Below are 20,300 nucleotides of genomic sequence, written 5' to 3' on the forward strand. Positions count from 1 at the left end.
TCGAATAGACAGGATTAACAGGATTTTTCAGGATGGACAGGATTGCAAATCCGCATGCGTCAGGGGCGATCTGGTCTGGGGTGACGTGGCGATGCCGGGTGTCAGCCGAATGAAATCAAGCCGCGCCGGCTCGACTGGATGAACTGCACGATGTGGTCTGTCTCGGGTCCGGGATACTCCCGTTCGGCGCGCACCAGCGCCTCGGCCAGCCGCAGTCCCGAGCGCAGTACCAGCCGATAGACCGCCTTGATCCGGTTGCGCTGTTCCTGATTGAAGCCGTTGCGTTTCAGTCCGACCAGATTGAGCCCGAGCATCCGCGCCCGGTGTCCGTCGGCCAGCGCGAAAGGCGGCACGTCCTGGGCCACGCCGGTCACGCCCGCGACCATCGCATAGGAGCCGATCCGGCAGAACTGATGCACCGCGACCTGACCGGAAAGAAAGACGCCGTCCTCCACCTCGACATGACCGGCGAGTGTGGCGGTATTGGCGAAGACATTGCGATCACCGACGATGCAGTCATGTCCGGCGTGCGAGAAGGCCATCCAGTAATTGTCATGGCCGATGCGGCTTCCTTCCTCGGATTTGATGCCGCAACTGATGTTGACGTTTTCCTTGAAATGATTGCGGTCGCCGATGACCAGCGGGCGGGCCTTGTCGGGCGTAAAGGTCAGATCCTGGGGCTCGGAACCGAGCGTCACGCCATGACAGACACGGTTGTGCGCACCCATCCGCGTGGCGCCGAAGATACGCACGCAGCTCTCGATACGGCAACCCTCGCCGATCACCGCCCCGGACTCGATGATTGAATAGGGACCGACCGTGACCGATTCATGGAGTTGGGCGCCATCTTCGATGATGGCAGTGGGGTGGATGTTCATTGACATTGAACCGCGCCTGCTGTGACCCGCTGGCCGTGCATGTTGGCGCGATTCTGCTGCAACCAACAGGCGGTGGCGCTGGCGCGGTTCAAGATTTTAATTCGATTCATTTTATTGAGCCGCGTTGCGCCATTGGTGATGGGTTGGTGAGAGATCGATCACATCCATCAAGGATGCAGATTGCATCAGGTCGCGGCTCAATGCCTGAAATGCCGCATCCCGGTGAAGACCATCGCCATGCCATGCTCGTTGGCGGCGGCGATGACCTCCTCGTCACGCATTGAGCCGCCGGGCTGGATGACCGCCGTGATGCCGGCCTCGGCGGCCTGATCGATGCCGTCGCGGAAGGGGAAGAAGGCATCGGACGCCATGACCGCGCCAGCGACCGCAAGCCCCGCCTGTTCGGCCTTGATGCGGGCGATGCGCGCCGAGTTGACCCGGCTCATCTGGCCTGCGCCGACGCCGATGGTCATGCGCTCGCGACCGTAGACGATGGCGTTGGACTTGACGAATTTGGCGACGCGCCAGGTAAAGAGCAGATCGGTCATTTCCTGTTCGGTCGGGACGCGCTCGGTCACGGCGCGGATGTCGGCGCTGAGTCGCAGATCCGCATCCTGAACCAGCAGACCGCCGTTGACCCGCTTGAAATCGAGCCGATGAAGCGACTCGCTGTGCCAGTCACCGCATTCCAGCAGACGCACGTTCTGCTTGGCGGCAACCGCCGCGCGGGCGGTCTCGGAGACGCGCGGGGCGATGATGACCTCGACGAACTGACGCGCGACGATGGCGCTTGCGGTCTCGCCGTCCAGCTCGCCATTGAAGGCGATGATGCCGCCGAAGGCCGATTCGGGATCGGTCTGGTAGGCGCGGTCATAGGCTTCGAGCAGGCTGGCGCCGAAGGCGACGCCGCAGGGATTGGCGTGCTTGACGATGACGCAGGCCGGTGCCTCGCCGAACTGTTTGACGCATTCGAGCGCCGCGTCGGTGTCGGCGATGTTGTTGTAAGAGAGTTCCTTGCCCTGAATCTGACGCGCGGTGGCGATCCCCGACTCGGCGATGTCATGCTCGACATAGAAGGCCGCGTGCTGATGCGGATTCTCGCCATAGCGCATCGACTGCTGGCGCTTGAACTGAAGGCTGAGTGTGCGCGGGAAAGCGGTCTCCGCGCCAGTCTCGGTGCCGTTCTCGGCGCGGGCGCTCAGATAATTGGCGATGGCGCCGTCGTAGCGTGCGGTGTGCTCGAAGACCTTGGCCGCCAGATCGAAACGGGTGGCCTCGCTGACACCGCCCTGTTCGGCCATTTCGGTCAGCACCCGCGCATAATCGGCGGCATCGACCACCACGGTGACGCTGGCATGATTCTTCGCCGCTGCGCGCAGCATGGTCGGGCCGCCGATGTCGATGTTCTCGATGGCGGTCGGCAGATCGCAGTCGGATCTGGCGACTGTCTGCTCGAAGGGATAGAGGTTGACCACGACCAGATCGATGGGCTGGATCGCGTGGTCCGCCATCACCTGATCATCGATCCCGCGCCGGCCCAGGATGCCGCCGTGGATGCGCGGGTGCAGGGTCTTGACACGCCCGTCCATCATTTCAGGAAAGCCGGTGAAGTCGGAGACCTCGATGACCGGAATACCCTGCTCGGCAAGCAGCCGGGCGGTGCCGCCGGTGGAGAGGATCTCGACCCCCCGGGCGGCAAGCGTCCGGGCGAAATCGACCAGACCGGTCTTGTCGGAAACGCTGATCAGGGCGCGTTGAATGGCTTGCATTGATTTGATCCGGGGCTTGGGTTTATGAATTCAGTCGTGAGTCGTCAGCGGTTGATCCCGTAGTCGCTGAGTCGTTTGCGCAGGGTGCTGCGGGTCAGGCCAAGCATGCGCGACGCCTGGCTGAGGTTGCCGTTGGCATGGTGCAGAACGCTTTCAAAGAGCGGGCGCTCGACCTCTTCCATCACCAGGCGGTAGAGGTCGGTGACATCATGATCCGCCATGTTCTCCAGATAGAATCCCAGGGCGCTGCGCACGCACTGATTCAGAGGCGTCGCGTCCGTTGCGTCCTGGATCCGCAGCCCCGTCGGGGTGGAGTTGGATGCCTGTGGTGCAGCCGCTGTGTTCATGCCGCGTGCGTCTCCGTGTCGGGGTCGTGGTCGAAAAACGCGATCACCCTGGACAATTGGTCCACGGGGGTCTGCGTTCGGTTGATTTCATCTCTGAACGCCGCCGCGCCGGGCAGGTGGCGGCAGTACCAGGCGATGTGCTTGCGCGCGATGCGTACCCCGCCATGAGCGCCGTAAAACCGGTACAGCTCCTCAAGGTGCTCGTGCAGGATGTCCTTGATCCAGTCTGTCGGAGGGGGGCGGGTTGCGTCGCATGCGGGCTCGACGGGCGGCTGGCCCGCAGCCAGGCCGGCGGCGATGTCGCGGAAGATCCAGGGGCGTCCCTGGGCCGCGCGTCCGATCATGATAGCATCCGCGCCCGTCTCGTCCAGAATCCGTCTGGCCTGTGCGGCGGTCGCGATGTCGCCGTTGGCGATCAGCGGTATGGTCACCGTCTCACGGATGGCGCGCAGGGTGTCGTGTTCGGCCGGTGCGCCGTAGGTGCAGGCGCGCGTGCGACCATGCACCGTCAGCGCCGCGATCCCGGCCTCCTGCGCGATGCGGGCGATGCGGATTGCATTGCGCGTCTCGGGCGACCAGCCGGTGCGGATCTTCAGCGTCACCGGCGCCTCGACCGCCGCCACCACGGCGTCGAGAATGCGCGCAACCAGCGTCTCGTCGCGCAGCAGCGCCGATCCGGCGGCCAGTTTGCAGACCTTCCTGGCCGGACAGCCCATGTTGATGTCGATGATCTGCGCGCCGAGTCCCACATTGATCTTTGCGGCCTCGGCCATCGCGACCGGGTCCGCGCCGACGATCTGCGCCGAGATCGGCCCCGATTCGCCGCTGTAGTCCAGGCGTCGCACCGATTTGGTGGTGCCCCAGAGTGCGGTGTTGGCGGACACCATCTCGGCCACCGCCAGCCCTGCGCCGAAACGCCGGCAGAGGACGCGATAGGGACGATCCGTGATTCCGGCCATCGGCGCCAGGATCAGATTGTTGGCAAGCCGGTAAGGGCCGATGGACAGCGGGCGCAGCGGTGGGTTGGGATTTTGCATCAGTGGATTCAGTCGTCAGTTTGCAGTCTTAAGCGGTCAGTTTTTCATGGGCGGCTGTCACTATAATCAGCCAATCCATTCGAGTCTCAGGGAGTCGCAAACATGCCGCAAGCCGCCGCAAAAACCAGCCATTTTACCTATGGCGACTATTGCCAGTGGCCCGATGATGAGCGTTGGGAGTTGATCGATGGTCAGGCCTTCGCCATGTCGCCCGCGCCGACACGTCTGCATCAGGAATTCGTCGTCGAATTGGCCGCGCAGATTCATCCTCAACTTGCCGGCAGAGATTGCCGTGTCTATGTCGCCCCCTTCGATGTGCGTCTGCCCAAGGGCGAGGAGACCGATACGCGCATCGATACCGTCATTCAGCCCGATGTCGCCGTGATCTGCGATCCGTCCAAGCTCGACGACAAGGGCTGTCGCGGGGCACCGGACTGGATCGTCGAAATCATTTCACCATCCAGTGCCGCCCAGGATCAGATTCGCAAGCGCGCACTTTACGAGCGGCACGGCGTGCGCGAATACTGGCTGCTGCATCCGGTTGATCGGGTGCTGACCATCTACCGTCTGGACGGGGATGGCGTCTTCGGCAAGCCGGAGGTGCTGGAGCTGGAAGGCGCAACCGCCGTTGCCGCCGTGCCAGGTTTGGAAATCCGCTGGCCGGAATGAATGACCTCGGGAACTCCCGCCGCACTGACTTGCCCATACACTCTCACTTTCGCCCGTACCCTGACCGGAGTTTGCATGTCACGAGGATTGATTGTCGTCTGTCTCTGTCTGCTGCCGCTCGTCGCGGCCGCCGCGCCGCCCGTTCAGGAGCGCCAGCTCGCCAACGGTCTCAGGATCCTGGTCAAGCCGGATCAGCGTGCGCCCATCCTGACCTCGCAGATCTGGTACCGGATCGGTTCCAGCTACGAATATGGCGGGATCACCGGAATCTCGCATCTTCTGGAACACATGATGTTCCAGGGCACCGAGCGTTTCGGCCCCAACGAGTCCTCGCGTCTCGTCGCCGAGAATGGCGGCGAGGAGAACGCCTTCACCGGACGCGATTACACGGCTTATTATCAGAATCTGGCCAATGACCGGCTGGCGGTCGCCTTCGAGCTGGAGTCTGATCGCATGCGCAATCTGACCCTGGGCGAGAAGGAATTCGCCAAGGAGCTCGAAGTGGTGAAAGAAGAGCGGCGCATGCGCACCGACGACGACCCGCAGGCGCTGACCTACGAGCGATTCATGGCCGCCGCCTATGACGCCTCGCCCTATCGCAACCCGGTCATCGGCTGGCCGAGCGATCTGGAACAGTTGACCGCTGCGGATCTCCGCGATTGGTATCGTCTCTGGTACGCGCCCAACAATGCGACCCTGGTGGTGGCGGGCGATGTCGATCCCGAACAGGTCTTTGCGCTGGCCGAGAAGTATTTTGGCCCGCTCAAGGCCGAGAACCTCGCCCCGCCCAAGGCGCGCGCCGAACCGCCGCAGCTTGGCGAAAAACGTCTGCGGGTGAAGGCACCGGCCAAAGAGCCCTATCTGTTGATGGGCTATAAAACGCCCTCGGTTGCGGGTGCCGACGAGCCCTGGGAACCCTATGCGCTGGAGATTCTGTCCTCGATCCTGGATGGCGGCGACAGCGCCCGTCTGGCCCGTGAACTGGTGCGCGGCAGTCAGATCGCCGCCTCGGTGAATGGTGCGTACACCGCCTTCGAGCGTTTGCCGGGGCTCTTTCTGTTCGATGGCGTACCAGCCAAGGGCCAGACCGCCGAGACGCTTGAGCAGGCCGTGCGCGAGCAGATCGCCCGTGTCCAGCAGGAGCCGGTCAGCAACGCCGAGCTGGAGCGCGTGCGCACCCAGGTCATCGCCGACAAGGTCTATCAACAGGATTCGCTCTTCTATCAGGCGATGCAGCTCGGACAGCTTGAGACCATCGGTCTCGACTGGCGGCTCGCCGACACCTATGTCGAGCACCTCGCCGCCGTCACGCCGGAGCAGATCCAGGCGGTCGCCCGCAAATATCTGATCCCGGACCGGCTGACTGTGGCTGTGCTGGATCCGCAACCGCTTGACGAGCAGCAGGCGGCAAAAGCCCCGACGACTCTGGGAGGACAGGCCAATGTGCGTTGAACGACGTTTTTTTGATCGAATCGGTCGGAGTCTGGCTGCCCTTCTTCTGCTCGCCACCGGCGTTGCCCAGGCCACGCCCGAGATCCAGACCTGGCAGACGCCGGGCGGTGCGCGGGTGCTCTTCGTCGCCGCACCGGATCTCCCCATGGTGGATGTGCGGGTGGTCTTCGACGCCGGCAGCGCCCGCGATGGCGCGCAATCCGGTCTGGCCTCGCTGACGGCGGACATGCTCAATCAGGGCGCAGGTGACTGGGGCGCCGATGCGCTCGCCGACCGGCTGGAAGCGGTTGGCGCCAAACTGGAAGCCACTGTGGATCGTGACATGACCGTGGTCGTGCTGCGCTCGCTGACCCGGCAGCCGGCGCTGGATACCGCCGTCGAGACGCTCGCCACCGTGCTGGCCGCGCCGACCTTTGCCGCGTCCGATCTGGAGCGGATCCGCGAAAATCAGCTCGTCACACTGCGGCAGGAGCAGGAATCCCCCAAGACCGTGGGTCAGAAGGCGCTCTATCGGGCGATCTTTGGCGTGCATCCCTACGCCGCTGATCCGGGTGGCACGGCGCAGACGGTCGCCGCGCTCACTCGCGAGGATCTGCTGGCCTTTCATGCCCGTTATTACAGCCGCGCCAATGCGGTGGTCGCCATCGTCGGCGCGCTCGACCGCGCCGGTGCGGAATCACTGGCCGAACGCCTCACCGCCCGGCTGCCAGCCGGCGAGCGTGCGCCGACGCTGCCCGAGGTGCGTGATCTGACCGCCGGCAGCCTGGAGCCGATCACCTTCCCGTCGAGCCAGACCACGGTGCTGGCCGGTCAGCCGGGGATGCGTCGGGGCGATCCGGATTATTTTCCGCTCTATGTCGGCAACCATATCCTGGGCGGCAGTGGTCTGGTCTCCTTGTTGATGAACGAGATCCGCGAGAAGCGTGGGCTGTCTTACAGCACCTTCAGTTACTTCATGCCACTGGCGCAGCCCGGCCCCTTTTTCATGGGGCTCCAGACCAGGAACGATCAGGCGGATCAGGCCCGCGCCGTGCTGTTGGAGACCCTGCAACGCTTCATCGAAACCGGCCCCAGCGAGGCTGAGCTGACCGCCGCCAGAAAGAATCTCACCGGGGGCTTTCCGCTGCGCATCGCCAGCAATGGCGATATCGTCCAATATCTGGCCGTGATCGGTTTCTATGGCCTGCCGCTGGATTATCTGGACCGCTTCACGGCGCGCGTCGAGGCCGTCACCGCCGGGCAGATCCGCGATGCCTTTGCGCGTCGTGTTCATCCCGAGCGGCTCGCCATCGTCACGGTCGGCGGTCAGACCGATCCGGTGTCCATGACCCGTGACGCGGACAACTAACCAACTGCGCCTCATCGGCGGCCGTTTTCGCGGTCGCCGTCTGCCCTTTCCCGATCAACCCGGTCTGCGCCCCACGCCGGATCGGGTGCGCGAGACCCTGTTCAACTGGCTGGCGCCGGTCATCCAGGGCGCGCGCTGTCTCGATGCCTTCGCCGGGAGCGGGGCGCTTGGGTTCGAGGCCGCCTCGCGCGGTGCCGGCGAGGTGGTGCTGATCGAGCGATCACCGTTGGTTGCGCGCCAGTTGCAGGCCAATGCGCAAGCCCTGGGCGTGGCGGAGATGAAGATCCGGCAGGCCGATACGCTCCAGTGGCTGGCGGCGGCGGGGCGTCCGTTCGACATCGTCTTTCTCGATCCGCCCTTTGCCGATGACCTGCTTGAGCCGGCCATCACCCATCTGGCTGGTAATGGCTGGCTGGCGCCGGGCGCGCGCGTCTATCTGGAGGCTGCGCACCAGAGCGGTTTTCCGCCGCTGCCCGAGAACTGGGAGCTGATCCGCGACAAGACCGCCGGACAGGTGCGTTATGGGCTGGCGGTGGCGCACTCCGGGACGGTCTGAAAACCAGGAAATCGACATCGAAAGATCCGGATGCCGGGAGCCGGGTCTGTCAGACGCTGGCGCTGCCGGCAGACTCAGGTTTGCAGCGGCGCGAACGCTTCGCAGTCAGTAGGGAAAGCGTTTATGATTGTAGGGTGATCAATCGATCAGATACGATTTCTACAGCATGGAGACTCACTTGATCCATTCCCCCCGCCCGGCCCTGAACCTCCAGTCCACTGACACTGAGGAGATGGACCTGTTTGCGGACGACGCCGACATCGAGCGGGCCTCGCGCTCGCTCAAAGCCATGTCCCATCCGCTGCGACTGAAAATCCTCTGCACCCTGGGCGACCAGGAAATCAGCGTGCAGGACATCGTCGCGCATGTGGGAACCTCCCAGAGCAACATTTCCCAGCACCTGGCCATCCTGCGCGACAAAGGGATTCTGGCCTCCCGCAAGGACGCCAACCGCGTCTACTACCGGGTCAGCGACGGGCGCACCCTGCGTCTGATCGGGATGATGCGCGAGGTGTTCTGTTATCACGATCACTGATGATCGAATCTTCCGGCCAATCAAGGATGACGCCCACCCTCTTGATCCTTATACTTCAACGCCCTTGAATCTCTCGATATCCGTCAACGCTGCGCGCGTTGCCGGGTATCGGTCTTCCGCGTCGCCATCCTGTCCGCCTGCGTGCGACGCGACAACCTTAAGCGAGACCGCAGACCGATGTTAGATCAACTCGTCGAGTTCGTCGGCAATCACTGGTACCTGTTTCTGGCCCTGGCCGTGATTGTCGGACTGCTGACCCATAACCTGATCGTCGGCAGCAAAGGCAGCGTCGATCCGCTCCAGGCCACCGACATGATGAACCGCCGCGAGGCGGTGGTCATCGATGTGCGCCCGGCGGCCGATTTCGCCAGGGGCCACATCATCAATGCCCTGAATATCCCCATGAACGGGTTCAAAAATCAGTTGGCGACCCTGAACAGATACAAAGACAAGCCCATCATCGTGAACTGCCGCTCCGGGTCGCAGTCATCCATGGCGTGCGGTCATCTGCGCAAAGCGGGTTTTGAAGAAGTCTTCAATCTCCAGGGCGGCATCATGGCCTGGGAGTCGGCCAATCTGCCGCTCACCCGTAAAAAGCGCTAACTGCGTTCATTTTGCCTTTCAACTCATATCAGGAATCCGGCATGACCGAACACGAGCAGTCCCCCACCGAGCGACAGTTTTCCGTCCAGCGCGTCTACACCAAGGATGTGTCATTCGAATCGCCGAATGCGCCGGACATCTTCCGTGGCGAATGGAAGCCCACGCATGAACTCAACCTCAACACCAGGATCAACCAGCTTGCCGAAAACATCTACGAAGTCGTGCTGTCGGTGACGGTTTCCGCCAAGATCGAAGACAAGACCGCCTTTATCGTCGAGGTCCATCAGGCCGGCATCTTCAGCATCGGCGGCTTCAGCGAACAGGAGATGGGGCCGATGCTCGGCGCTTATTGTCCGAACCTGCTCTTTCCCTACGCCCGCGAAGTGGTTTCCGATCTGGTGGTCAAAGGCAGTTTTCCGCAGCTTGTGCTGCAACATGTCAACTTCGACGCTCTCTTCGCCCAGCACCATCAGCAGGCGATGGAAGAGGCTCAAGCCGAAGGTGCCAAACATTGAGCGAGTCCGCCGCCACGGTCGCCCTGCTGGGTGCGGGCTCCTGGGGCACCGCGCTCGCACTGCTGCTCTGTCGCAACGGTCATCGGGTGCGGCTTTGGGGGCATGAGACGGCACAGATCGAGGCGCTGCGCCAGGACGGTGAGAATCGTCAGTTTCTCCCCGGTCATCCGCTGCCAGCAACGCTGATTCCGACCGATTCGCTCGACGAGGCGCTGGCCGATGCCAGCGACTGTCTGGTCGTGGTGCCCAGCCATGCCTTCCGGCATGTCGCCGAGGATTTGAGCCGCCGGTTGCCCGCGACGCTCGGCGTGGCCTGGGCCACCAAGGGTCTGGATGTCAAGACCGGGCAACTGCTGCATGCGGTTGCACAGGAAACGCTTGGCGCGCGACCGCTCGCCGTGGTCTCCGGTCCCAGCTTCGCCCAGGAGGTCGCGCATGGTCTGCCGACCGCCGTTACCGTCGCCTCTGCGCAGGCGGACTTCGCCGAGCGTATGGCCCGTCTGCTGCACGGCGAACGCTTTCGCGCCTATACCAGCACCGACATGGTCGGCGTCGAGGTCTGCGGTGCGGCCAAGAACGTGCTCGCCATTGCCACCGGCATCGCCGATGGTCTGGGCTTTGGCGCCAATACGCGCGCCGCGCTCATCACCCGTGGTCTGGCCGAACTGATCCGCGTCGGCACCGCCCTGGGCGGACGCGCCGAGACCTTCATGGGACTGGCCGGGATCGGCGATCTGGTGCTGACCTGTACCGACGATCAGTCGCGCAATCGCCGTCTGGGTCTGGCGCTGGCGCGCGGGCAGAATCTTGCCGAGGCGCAGGCCGTCATCGGTCAGGAGGTCGAGGGTGTCGTCACGGCACTGGCGATGCATCGCCTGTCCGCGCGACTGGGTATCGAGATGCCGATCAGCGAGCAGGTCTACCGCGTGCTCTATGAACAGGTCTCGCCCGATCAGGCGACCCGTGCGCTGCTGGAGCGCGAGCCCAGGCCGGAGTTCGGTTGATATAAGCGCTTCCAGCCGCCAGCGGCTGAAAATTGACCGCTGGTGGCTGATTCATCGCCGCGCCGCGCCCGCAAACCCCTGCTGACGCCAGGCTTCGAACAGCACCACGGCCACCGCATTCGACAGATTCAGGCTGCGATTGCCCGGAAACATGGGGATATGGATGCGCTGTCCGTCCGGTACGGCATCGATCACCGCGCCGGGAAGACCGCGTGTCTCAGGCCCGAACAGCAGCGCGTCGCCCGCCTGATAGCAGGGCTCGGTGTAGGCCCGCCCGCCGCGCGTGCTGGCAGCATAGAGACGCGGTGAGGCGAGACTGGCCAGGCAGTCGTCCAGCGAGTCATGGAGCCGGACATCCGCCCATTCGCGATAATCGAGTCCCGCCCGCCGCAGCAGACGGTCATCCAGCGAGAATCCGAGCGGCTGTATCAGATGCAGACGCGCCCCCGCATTCACGCTCAGACGCATCACATTGCCCGTGTTCGGCGGAATCTCGGGCTCGTAAAGAATCACCTCAAACATCTTGTGCCCATTGTTGAGTCGGCGAGAACCCTGTCGGCTTGACCGGCATTCGTTTGCGCGTGGTATATTAATGTTTCAGTATGCACTGAATTTGCTTTTCTCATTTGACCAACAACCGCTGGGGGACAGGTTCATGAGCGACATCGCCGCGTTGAAACAGGAAAAGCAGGAACTGATCGAAAAAATGCTGGAAATGCAGAGTCAGTTCATTGATTACGAGCATCAGCATGGTGTCTCGGGCAAGGATTACTGGGGGGTGTCCGATGGTCTGCTGGCGACTTATCGCCAGGACTATCAGGATCTTGCCAATCGCGTTGTGAACCTTGCCCACACCATCGTCGGCACCTCGCGTTCTTGAGCGGGTTGCCGGGACACCTGAACCCCGATTTTACCTGAACCGCCTCGCACCAAACGCGGTTGGTTGCTGCAAGGGCGTCCCTTGCGCGAAACAGCCTCTGTCAGGCTGAACGCGGTTCAGCGGTGTGGACGGAAGCCGCGTAGCTGGCTGGCGAGCAGTCCGATGGTCTCGCGGCTCTGGCGCGGGCCGAAGCGCGCCGGGATATAGAGCGCCAGGAAGCGGCTCACCGGCGGGGTCAGGTCCGGTCGCTGCGTCATCACCCGCTGGCCGAAATCGCTCGGACCTTCGCTGGGACGGCGCGGCAGACCGGCGCGGGCGAGCCGCTGGCAGAAGCGTGCATAGTGCGCGTCGAGCGGATCCGGCTGCGTCCGGTCGCGCAGCAGCGCGAGCAGGATGAGTCCGAGCGTCAGCGACACCGCCAGCACCATCAGCACCACAAGTCCGTATTCCCGCAGCCCGCCGAATCCCAGGCGCTCCAGCAGGGCAAACTGGTCCTTCGCCGAAAAATCCAGCACCCAGTTCTGCCAGGTGGCGTCGAGCGTGTCTGCCAGCAGACGCAGGTTTCTGGCGAACTGCGCCAGCGCGCTGGCCTGAGCCAGATCGAAGCGAACCGAGGTGCCGCCGCCGATGAGCTGTGAGGCGCTGCGGTTGTCGATCCGCGACGGATCGACGGCGGCGGTGGGATCGACCCGCACCCAGCCCTGTCCGTCGAGCAGCACCTCCACCCAGGCATGGGCGTCCGACTGCCAGACCATCTGATAGCCGCCGATGGCGTTGGCCTCGCCGCCGAGATAGCCGAGCACGATCCGCGCTGGAATACCGGCGGTGCGCATCAGCAGCGCGAAGCTGCTGGCATAGTGTTCACAGAAACCGCTGCGGGTCTCGAACAGGAATTCGTCGGACGGATTGGCGCCGAGTCGCGGCGGCAGCAGGGTGTAATGGAAGGCCTCGCGATTGAAGAAGGCCAGTCCCTGCCGGACCAGTTCCGCGTCGCTCGCGCTGCGCGTTCGCCACTCGTCCGCCAGCGCACGCATGCGCGGGGTGATGTTGTCAGGGAGCTGCAATCCCCGCTCCCGCTCTCGGGCATCCGGTTCGGCGGTGCGATAGTCGAGCGCGGAACGCATTCGGTAGCGTTTGACGGCGGTGAGCGACTGGCGTGACAGCAATTGGAAATCGGCATCCAGGCTGGACTCGTCCGGCGTATCGAGCGGCAGATCCAGGGCGAACAGCCAGCGTTTGCCGCTCGGCTCCAGCAGGATCTCGTAATCGATCAGGTTGCCCGATTCCACAAGCGGGGCCGCGCTTGATCCGGCGGGAAGATCGCCGGGCGACCAGCGGCGGCCATCCATCTCCCACAGTACCGGGCCGCGCCAGTAGAGCTGATTCGGATTCGGCGGCGGACGATCAAAGCGCACCCGAAAGGCCAGTTCGCCATTGACGACCAGTTCACTGATCGCACCCGGTTCCATGCTGTCCGACATCCCGGTCAGTCCCTTGGTGGTGTCCACGCCCAGACTCCAGAGCGGCGCGTTCAGACGCGGAAAGAGCACGAAGAGCACCAGGGTCAGGGGCAGCGCCTGGAGCGACAGACTGGCGGCAATGCGCAGGGTTGAGCGCAGTCGCGCCTCACCCAGACCGCCGTTCAGATCGACCAGCATGGCGACCGCGCCGACCGCCATGACCCCGAGATAGAGCGTCAGCGGCAGCGACTGATCGAACAGAAACTGGATCACGATCAGAAAGCCGAGCAGGATGGCGACCAGACGCAGATCGCGCTTACTGCCCAGTTCCAGCAGCTTGAGCGCGAGCATGGTGACGAAGAGCGCCGTCCCGCCGTCCTGGCCGACCAGACTGTGATTGGCATGCAGACAGTTCGCCACCCCGGCCAGCGTCAGCAGCGCGCGGATCCAGGTGCCGGGGAGCGCCGTGTGCCACCTGAGCCCGGCCAGCCGGATGACGAACAGGAACAGCAGAAAGGCGCTGACCTGCCAGTGCAGATAGGGCGTCAGCGGCAGAGCGGCGGCGAGCACCAGCAGACTGAGCCAGAGCGTCTGCGCGGCATCGGGCCGCTCAATGGATGGAATCGGTTGCGTGGGTATCATCGAAGAGCGCCAGCCGGGTGAGACAGCGTTGAGTATGGGCCTGACCCTGCGCCAGACCTTCAACCACGCCCGGCAGACGCAGCCCGAAACGGACATTGGCGGCGTCGGCATCCAGCACCTGCCGGGTCAGCAGACCGAGACGGATCTCGGGATCCGGCGCGCTGAGACGCGACCAGTCGATCCAGACCTCCTGCCCCTGATCGCCGCCATACTGCTTGACGAAGAGGCCGCGTTCGCGGGCATAGGCCTTCCAGTCGATGTGTCGCGGCGAATCGCCATGCCGATAGCCGCGCGAGCCGACATAATCCTCGGCGCCTTCGCCCCTGGTCCGATGCGGGCGGCGGGCATCGCCAGCGTCATGTCCTGGCTCGGGCGCCTGCCGTGCCGGCAGCGGATAGACCAGGGTTGCGGCATCCGTCGCCACATAACACCAGGCGCGGAAGAGCTGCATCGGATGACGGGTCTCGATCATCAGGTCTTTGATCCGCAGCCTGCCGCGCCGCGCTGCCGGGAGCCCGAGCGACACCAGCCGCTGATCCCCGTCCGGCACATGGACCGGCGGTGGGGCGTCCGCGTCCTTGCGGAGCTGGATGTCATGGCGCGGGCGCTGACCCTCGGCGCGCAGCGTCACCTCGAAGGTCGCGGTTTCGCCAGCGAAGACCGGCGGCCCGCCGCGCACCTGGACCGCCAGCCCGAGCAGATTGAACCAGGCGTGATGCATGGCGACCAGGCCCACCGAGGCCAGAAAAAAGGTGAACAGCAGCCCGAGATTGTTCTGATAATTGAGCGATCCCAGCAGCATCACCATCAGCACCGTGCCGAACATCAATCCGGTACGGGTCGGCAGGATATAGATCTGCCGCGCACCGACCCGCGCCACGCCATCGGCGCCGGTCGGCACCCGGCGCAGCAGGTTGCTGAATGACTGCCGCGAACGTGCGGCGATCTGAGCGAAAGCGCCGGTCATGCCGGGTCGTGTCGAGGTGGATGCGTTTGACAATGCGATCAATCCCGGTCGATGCGGTTTAACGCTGCGGCGGGGTTTCGGACCCGGTCGATTTTCGTCTGATCCGCAAGTCTTTACCGTTCTGTGATCCGGCCAGTCCCCGGTTCAGGCTGACCAGCAGCACAAGCAATCCCCCCAGCAGCCAGCTCATCATGGGCGCCCAGTCGAGGATCGGGGCCAGATCCGCCTGTTTGGGCCAGCCCGCGAGGTTGATCCCAAGACGCAGAAAGGCGGCGCCGGCCAGCACGGCGAACAGGATCCCCGTATAGGTCGCAATCCGTTGCGGGCGTCCGCAATCCGCAGCCAGACCGAAGGCGGTCGCAAGCGCCGTCCCCCAGCCCAGCCCGGCGAGCAGATAACCGCCGAGCGCGGCCTCAAGCCCCGTCAGGCCGGTCAGCCACAGCCCCAAACCACCCAGGAGACAGGACGCAGCGAAGACCCGCGCCGCACCCCAGCGGGCGCTGAGACGGCCAGCCGTGAAGGCGGCAAGGCTGAAGCCGATCCAGAAGACCGGAAGGAGCCAGGGTAGTTGCGACGGATCGACATCAAGCAGATAGCGCGGTGCGGCCTGAATGAAGACGGCAATCTGCACCGCGAGGGCAGCCAGCAGCACCGCTGGCAGAAAGCCCCAGACCGGGAGCGGAGACGATGGCACGTCGGGCGCCGCTGCGGCGACCGGGACGCCGTGCCGCTCGGCGGCGATCAACCCGGTCGCGACCAGCAGCAGCGCCAGACTCGACACGGCAAAGGGCAGACGCGGATCCACACCGGTCATCAGGGTTCCGAGATAGGGCGAGAGTGCGGCGGCCACGCCCATGCCGAGCAGGGCGAATCCGGCCAGACGCGGGACGGCAGGCTTGGCGGCATGACGCGCGAGCAACCCGAAGAGCGGTGCGCGCAGGGCGGACGAGCTGACCACCCACAGCGCCGTCACGGCGAGGAAGAGCTCCGGCCCGGCACCGAGTTGCGGCAGCCAGGGCAGCGCCAGAAAGGCCAGACAGGAGAGCACCGTGACCGCCATGACCGCATAGCCAATTCGCGCGTAGAGCCGGAAGGCGCGATCCGCAGCAAAGCCGGCGGCGATATCGAAACAGGCAAAGAGCACCTGATCCGCCAGCAGAACCCAGCCCGTCCAGTGTTTTTCGATCCCGACCGATGCGAGCAGTCCCGGCAGGAAAATGACATAAAGAACCCAGGTCGCCAGCAGAAAGAACTGCACGACGCCAAGATAGATGGACAGCCCGGTCAGGCGGCCGGCGGATGGGCGGGGATCGGCGTTGGTCATGGGCGACTCCGACTGGAGGGCGCGGTTCAGGTCTGATCCTGAGCGAATGCCGCATGGTCTGAAAAGCCATGATGGGGATTCGCTGGCGCAGTCCAACCCGCCATCCTGGCGGGATCCGCGCTTTGCGGTCCTCTCCGAATGTCGCGACAATGGGACGCCGCTCTCGACCGGAACCCTTTCATGCGCGCCACGCTGCTCTTTTTCGCTTATTGTTTCCTCTGTTTCGTCCTCGCGGCGTTCGTCGCGTCAGCCCTGCTGGCGACCGGCTGGATCGAGCTTGAACCGCATCGGGTCATGAGCCGGCTGGCGCAGATCTTCATCCTGCTCGGGATCTGGCCGCTGCTCCGGCTGCTCCAGCTCGCCGACCGCGCGTCGCTGGGTTATGGCGTGAGCGGGCCGGCGCTGCGCCGCGCGGTCGGCTGGGGCTGGGTCCAGGGCGTGGCGATCCTGCTGGCGCTGGTGCTGGCGCTGCTGGCGCTGGAGATCCGCGTGCCGGATCCAAATCTGGCCGACTGGTCCACGATCCTTGGCAACGTTGCACAGGCGCTGATCGGCGGGTTGCTGATCGGGGTGCTGGAAGAGACCTTTTTTCGCGGCGCGCTCTATACGGCGATCCGGCGACGGGATGGATTGGCGTCGGCGCTTATTTGGTCCTCGCTGCTCTATGCCCTGCTGCATTTCATGAAACCGGGCGCGCTGCCTGAGGGCATGGCCTTCGACGGTTCGGGCAGCCTCTGGATGTTCGTCCAGGTCTTCGTCGATGTCTTCCAATGGAAGCATCTGGATTCGCTGGTCGCGCTCTTTCTGGTCGGTCTTTTTCTGGCCCTGGTGCGTGAACGCACCGGGCACATCGGCTGGTGTATCGGGCTGCATGCGGGCTGGGTGTTCGTGATCCAGACCACCCGTCGGGTCACGGACGGCAACGAATCGTCCGGGCTGGCGTTCCTGGTGGGCGGGTACGATGGCACCATCGGCTGGCTGGCGGCGCTCTGGATCGGACTGCTGGCGTTGGGTTACGGGGCGCTGACCCGACAGGGTGAGAGGCGATGACTGGCCGGGCAAAGCGCAGCTCACTCGGTATGCTGTTGCGGTCTGATTCTTAGACAGGATTGACATGATTTCTTAAATCACTGTTTTAATTCTGCTGATCCTGTCGAAAGAGGTTACAGATTGCCACGTTGTCTCAAGGGAGATCAGACGATGATTGGAATTTGGCAGCGATACAGCCTGGATCGAGTTCGTGGGCGGATGCTCGCGTTCTGTCTCCTGTGCGGGCTGGGAGTCTGGATGGGTGCGGGTACGGCCACGGGCTTGCCCGCCGGGCCGACTCCACCGCCTCAATCGCTTCATGTCGTCACCGACGATAATTTCCCGCCCTATGTCTTTCGGAATGCTGACGGGATCCCGGAAGGCTTCATTGTCGATCTGTGGCGACTGTGGGAGCGCCGGACCGGCATCCCGGTCAGGTTGACCGCGACGAACTGGGCGGAGGCCCAGGCGATGATCCAGTCCGGTCAGGCGGATGTCATCGACGCCATCTATCGCACCGCTCCCCGCGAACCCCTGTATGACTTCTCCGCGCCCTACACCAATCTGCCGGTGGCGATCTTCGCGCATGCCTCGATCAGCGGCATCAACAGCGTGCAGACGCTCAAAGGCTTTCAGATCGGCGTCCAGGAGGGTGACGCCTGCATCGACAAACTGCACGAAAACGGCATCAACGAACTGATCGAATACCGCAATTACCGGGAGCTGATCGCCGCCGCCCGGCGACAGGACATCAAGGTGTTCTGTCTCGACGAATATCCGGCCAATTTTTATCTCTATCAGGCCCAGGCCCAGCATGAGTTCATCAAGGCGTTCGCGCTCTACGAAGGCCAGTTCCACCGCGCCGTGCGCAAGGGCGAGACCGACACCCTGAGACGGGTGGAGGAGGGGATGCAGGCGATCACCCCGGACGAGATCGATGCACTCAGAGATAAATGGCTCGTTTCGGTGCCAGGCGCGTTTCTTTACACCCGCCATCTGGTGTGGGGAGGGCTCCTGATGATCCTGTGCGGCGCACTGCTGGCGCTGTGGAATCTGCTGCTGCGCCGACGGGTGGTCGCCAAGACCGCCGCGCTCGAACTGGCGCTCGCTGAATTACAGGCCGCGCATGACGCCATTCAGGAGGCCAATGACAATCTGGCGGCAACCCTCAACGCCATCCCGGATCTGTTGTTCAAACTCGATTCCGACGGACGCTACCTGGATGTTTTCGCCAAACCGGAAGTTCTGCTGGCGGCGCCCAAGGATGTTTTGATCGGGCGCAAGGCCAGTGACATCCTGCCTGAGTCCGCCGCCCGCACGGTCATGGATTCCATCCAGGCCGCCGCCCGCACGGGCAGCGACTATGGCCGCTCCATTCAGTTGGCGATGGATGACGGTGAGCACTGGTTTGAGCTCTCGACGACATGCAGTGAGTCGAAAGCGGATGGCGCAACCCGATTTCTCATGCTGTCGCGCGACATCACTCAGCGTCGCGAATCCGAGCTGGCGCTGATCCGCATGAAGGAGGCGGCGATCACGGCGGAAAAGGATCGTTTTTTCCGGCTGCTGTTCGATGCCGCGCCGGTCGCTCTGGCCTATTTGAAGGGCGATGTCATTGAATCGCTCAATCGGCGCTGCATCACGCTCTTTGGTTATCGGGAGGGCGATCTGTTCACACTCGAAGGCTGGTGGTCGATGGCCTTTCCCGATCCTGCGTATCGCGAATGGGTACGGCAGCGCTGGACTGCGGTCCTGCAGCGTGCGCAGGTGTCTGACGGCATTGTCGAGAGCCTCGACTATCGTGTGCGGACCAGGGCGGGCGAGGAGCTGACGCTCCTGATCGGCGGCCAGATTTTCGAGGACGGACTGATCGTGACCTTCACTGACATCAGCCCGCTCAAGCGGATCGAAAACGAGCTGACGGTCGCCAAAGAAGAGGCGGAAGCGGCGAACATCGCCAAGAGCGCCTTTCTCGCCAACATGAGCCATGAGATCCGCACGCCCCTGAATGGCATCCTCGGCATGGCGCATGTGCTGCGGCGCGGGCGGGTGACGCCCGAGCAGGCGGCTCAGCTCGATACCCTTGCCGCCTCCGGCAAACACCTGCTCGGCATCCTCAATGACATCCTCGACCTCTCCAAGATCGAGGCCGGCAAGCTGGTGCTGGAAGAAAAGGATTTCGTGCTGGCCGAGATGCTGAACACAGTCTTTGCGCTCATCCGTGAGGAGGTGAAGAAAAAGGGTCTGACGCTGCGCATCCATGTCTCCGGCATGCCGCAGGCGCTGTGCGGCGATGCGACCCGACTGGCGCAGGCACTGATCAATTATCTGGGCAATGCGATCAAGTTCACCCATGCCGGCCACATCGATTTCAGCGCGCGCGTGCTGGAGGCAACGCCAGACGGCTATCTGCTGTGCTTCGAGGTCAGCGACACGGGTATCGGTGTGACCGACGAACAGCGCGCCCGACTCTTTTCACCCTTCGAGCAGGCTGACAACTCGACCACGCGCAAATATGGTGGCACCGGTCTGGGGCTGGCGATCAACCGTCGTATCGCCCGCTTGATGGGCGGTGAGGTCGGTGTGGAGCGCACGCCGGGTCAGGGGGCGCGATTCTGGCTGACGGTGCGTCTCCGGCGCGGCAGTCAATCGCTCACCGCGCAGCCGTCATGCGATCAGCCCGTTGCGCGCTTGAAGGACGGGTATCACGGGGCGCGCATCCTGCTGGCCGAAGACGATCCGATCAATCAGGAGGTCGCGCGGCTGATGCTGGAGGATGTCGGACTGCAAGTCGATCTGGCGGCGGATGGGGCAGAGGCGGTCAGGATGGCTCAGGACGCCGATTACGATCTGATCCTGATGGACATGCAGATGCCGAACCTGGATGGCATCGGAGCCACACGCGCCATTCGTCAGCTTCCCGGCCACGCCGATCTGCCGATTCTGGCGATGACCGCCAATGTCTTCGCCGAAGACAGCGAACGCTGTTTCGCTGCCGGGATGAACGATTTCATCCCCAAGCCGGTCGTTCCAGAGGTGCTGTATGGGATTCTGGCCCGGTGGCTGACGCCGGCCCGATCTCAGTCGGGTTACGAATTCAGACAGGATTGACAGCGTCTCAGCGCGGCGGCGCGATGGCCGGATGCGATCCGTTGCCACTCATGGTTGATGGCGAGCAGGACACCAGCAGCGCCTGTTCGGAGGCGATACCAATGAGGGCAAGAATCAGCAGCAGACCAAGAAATTTACGCAGCAGAACAGGCATCGTCTCGGATTCATTCGTTG

Annotated in this window: 20 protein-coding genes; 11 read left to right on the forward strand and 9 right to left on the reverse strand. The window is 63.7% G+C overall.

Annotated elements, in window-relative coordinates:
- Window positions 1–101: 101 nt before the first annotated feature.
- The 4 genes from lpxA to dusB all read right to left on the reverse strand — a co-directional run bounded on the left by lpxA (window position 102) and on the right by dusB (window position 4,031).
- Window positions 102–878, reverse strand: coding sequence for an acyl-ACP--UDP-N-acetylglucosamine O-acyltransferase (gene lpxA / locus EDC35_RS06245; RefSeq protein ID WP_132976742.1), 777 nt, complete (start codon window positions 876–878; stop codon window positions 102–104).
- Between the two features lie 197 nt (window positions 879–1,075).
- Window positions 1,076–2,647: a bifunctional phosphoribosylaminoimidazolecarboxamide formyltransferase/IMP cyclohydrolase gene (gene purH, locus EDC35_RS06250; protein ID WP_132976390.1), complete on the reverse strand. Its 1,572-nt coding sequence runs from the start codon at window positions 2,645–2,647 to the stop codon at window positions 1,076–1,078.
- 44 nt (window positions 2,648–2,691) lie between these two features.
- Entirely contained in the window at window positions 2,692–2,994 is a 303-nt protein-coding gene (locus EDC35_RS06255) for a helix-turn-helix domain-containing protein (protein WP_132976391.1), read from the reverse strand.
- A complete protein-coding gene (gene dusB / locus EDC35_RS06260) occupies window positions 2,991–4,031 on the reverse strand; it encodes a tRNA dihydrouridine synthase DusB (protein ID WP_132976392.1) in 1,041 nt (346 codons plus the stop codon). The genes EDC35_RS06255 and dusB overlap by 4 nt, the downstream gene beginning before the upstream one ends.
- Before the next feature lie 102 nt (window positions 4,032–4,133).
- Between dusB and EDC35_RS06265 the strand changes: the two genes are divergently transcribed.
- The 8 genes from EDC35_RS06265 to EDC35_RS06300 all read left to right on the forward strand — a co-directional run bounded on the left by EDC35_RS06265 (window position 4,134) and on the right by EDC35_RS06300 (window position 10,713).
- Window positions 4,134–4,700, forward strand: coding sequence for a Uma2 family endonuclease (locus EDC35_RS06265; RefSeq protein WP_132976393.1), 567 nt, complete (start codon window positions 4,134–4,136; stop codon window positions 4,698–4,700).
- A gap of 75 nt (window positions 4,701–4,775) precedes the next feature.
- Complete coding sequence (locus tag EDC35_RS06270) at window positions 4,776–6,152, forward strand: M16 family metallopeptidase (protein WP_132976394.1); 1,377 nt, start codon at window positions 4,776–4,778, stop codon at window positions 6,150–6,152.
- Window positions 6,142–7,500, forward strand: a complete 1,359-nt coding sequence (locus tag EDC35_RS06275; protein WP_132976395.1) for a M16 family metallopeptidase — start codon at window positions 6,142–6,144, stop codon at window positions 7,498–7,500. Before EDC35_RS06270 ends, EDC35_RS06275 begins: the two co-directional genes overlap by 11 nt.
- Window positions 7,484–8,056: a 16S rRNA (guanine(966)-N(2))-methyltransferase RsmD gene (gene rsmD, locus EDC35_RS06280; RefSeq protein WP_132976396.1), complete on the forward strand. Its 573-nt coding sequence runs from the start codon at window positions 7,484–7,486 to the stop codon at window positions 8,054–8,056. The genes EDC35_RS06275 and rsmD overlap by 17 nt, the downstream gene beginning before the upstream one ends.
- A 232-nt stretch (window positions 8,057–8,288) precedes the next feature.
- Window positions 8,289–8,591 (forward strand): ArsR/SmtB family transcription factor, encoded by a 303-nt coding sequence (locus tag EDC35_RS06285; RefSeq protein WP_243651535.1) that lies wholly within the window; start codon window positions 8,289–8,291, stop codon window positions 8,589–8,591.
- 177 nt (window positions 8,592–8,768) lie between these two features.
- Window positions 8,769–9,194: a rhodanese-like domain-containing protein gene (locus tag EDC35_RS06290; protein ID WP_132976398.1), complete on the forward strand. Its 426-nt coding sequence runs from the start codon at window positions 8,769–8,771 to the stop codon at window positions 9,192–9,194.
- A 41-nt stretch (window positions 9,195–9,235) separates the two neighbouring features.
- A complete protein-coding gene (gene secB / locus EDC35_RS06295; RefSeq protein ID WP_132976399.1) occupies window positions 9,236–9,709 on the forward strand; it encodes a protein-export chaperone SecB in 474 nt (157 codons plus the stop codon).
- A complete protein-coding gene (locus EDC35_RS06300) occupies window positions 9,706–10,713 on the forward strand; it encodes an NAD(P)H-dependent glycerol-3-phosphate dehydrogenase (RefSeq protein WP_132976400.1) in 1,008 nt (335 codons plus the stop codon). The genes secB and EDC35_RS06300 overlap by 4 nt, the downstream gene beginning before the upstream one ends.
- Window positions 10,714–10,764: 51 nt before the next feature.
- Here the strand turns inward: EDC35_RS06300 and EDC35_RS06305 are convergent, their stop codons facing one another.
- Complete coding sequence (locus EDC35_RS06305) at window positions 10,765–11,235, reverse strand: tRNA (cytidine(34)-2'-O)-methyltransferase (RefSeq protein ID WP_132976401.1); 471 nt, start codon at window positions 11,233–11,235, stop codon at window positions 10,765–10,767.
- 133 nt (window positions 11,236–11,368) lie between these two features.
- Here EDC35_RS06305 and EDC35_RS06310 point away from each other — a divergent pair, with 133 nt between their 5' ends.
- Entirely contained in the window at window positions 11,369–11,593 is a 225-nt protein-coding gene (locus EDC35_RS06310) for a hypothetical protein (protein ID WP_132976402.1), read from the forward strand.
- A 116-nt stretch (window positions 11,594–11,709) separates the two neighbouring features.
- On the opposite strand, the gene EDC35_RS06315 is transcribed toward EDC35_RS06310, so the two are convergent.
- From EDC35_RS06315 to EDC35_RS06325, 3 genes are read right to left on the reverse strand one after another with little or no spacing between them, the layout of a single operon-like run.
- The gene (locus EDC35_RS06315; RefSeq protein ID WP_132976403.1) at window positions 11,710–13,695 is read right to left on the reverse strand and encodes a transglutaminase TgpA family protein; all 1,986 of its coding nucleotides are present in this window, start codon (window positions 13,693–13,695) and stop codon (window positions 11,710–11,712) included.
- Window positions 13,664–14,662 (reverse strand): DUF58 domain-containing protein, encoded by a 999-nt coding sequence (locus tag EDC35_RS06320; protein WP_132976404.1) that lies wholly within the window; start codon window positions 14,660–14,662, stop codon window positions 13,664–13,666. Before EDC35_RS06320 ends, EDC35_RS06315 begins: the two co-directional genes overlap by 32 nt.
- 58 nt (window positions 14,663–14,720) lie before the next feature.
- Window positions 14,721–15,986: an MFS transporter gene (locus EDC35_RS06325; protein ID WP_132976405.1), complete on the reverse strand. Its 1,266-nt coding sequence runs from the start codon at window positions 15,984–15,986 to the stop codon at window positions 14,721–14,723.
- 180 nt (window positions 15,987–16,166) lie between these two features.
- On the opposite strand from EDC35_RS06325, the gene EDC35_RS06330 reads away from it, so the two are divergent.
- Window positions 16,167–17,036 (forward strand): CPBP family intramembrane glutamic endopeptidase, encoded by an 870-nt coding sequence (locus EDC35_RS06330; protein WP_132976406.1) that lies wholly within the window; start codon window positions 16,167–16,169, stop codon window positions 17,034–17,036.
- A gap of 150 nt (window positions 17,037–17,186) precedes the next feature.
- Complete coding sequence (locus tag EDC35_RS06335) at window positions 17,187–20,126, forward strand: ATP-binding protein (protein ID WP_132976407.1); 2,940 nt, start codon at window positions 17,187–17,189, stop codon at window positions 20,124–20,126.
- Between the two features lie 7 nt (window positions 20,127–20,133).
- On the opposite strand, the gene EDC35_RS18490 is transcribed toward EDC35_RS06335, so the two are convergent.
- Window positions 20,134–20,280 (reverse strand): hypothetical protein, encoded by a 147-nt coding sequence (locus EDC35_RS18490; RefSeq protein ID WP_165903364.1) that lies wholly within the window; start codon window positions 20,278–20,280, stop codon window positions 20,134–20,136.
- Window positions 20,281–20,300 lie beyond the last annotated feature (20 nt).

Origin of the sequence: Thiobaca trueperi (genome assembly GCF_004342175.1) — a bacterium.
GTDB lineage: Bacteria > Pseudomonadota > Gammaproteobacteria > Chromatiales > Chromatiaceae > Thiobaca > Thiobaca trueperi.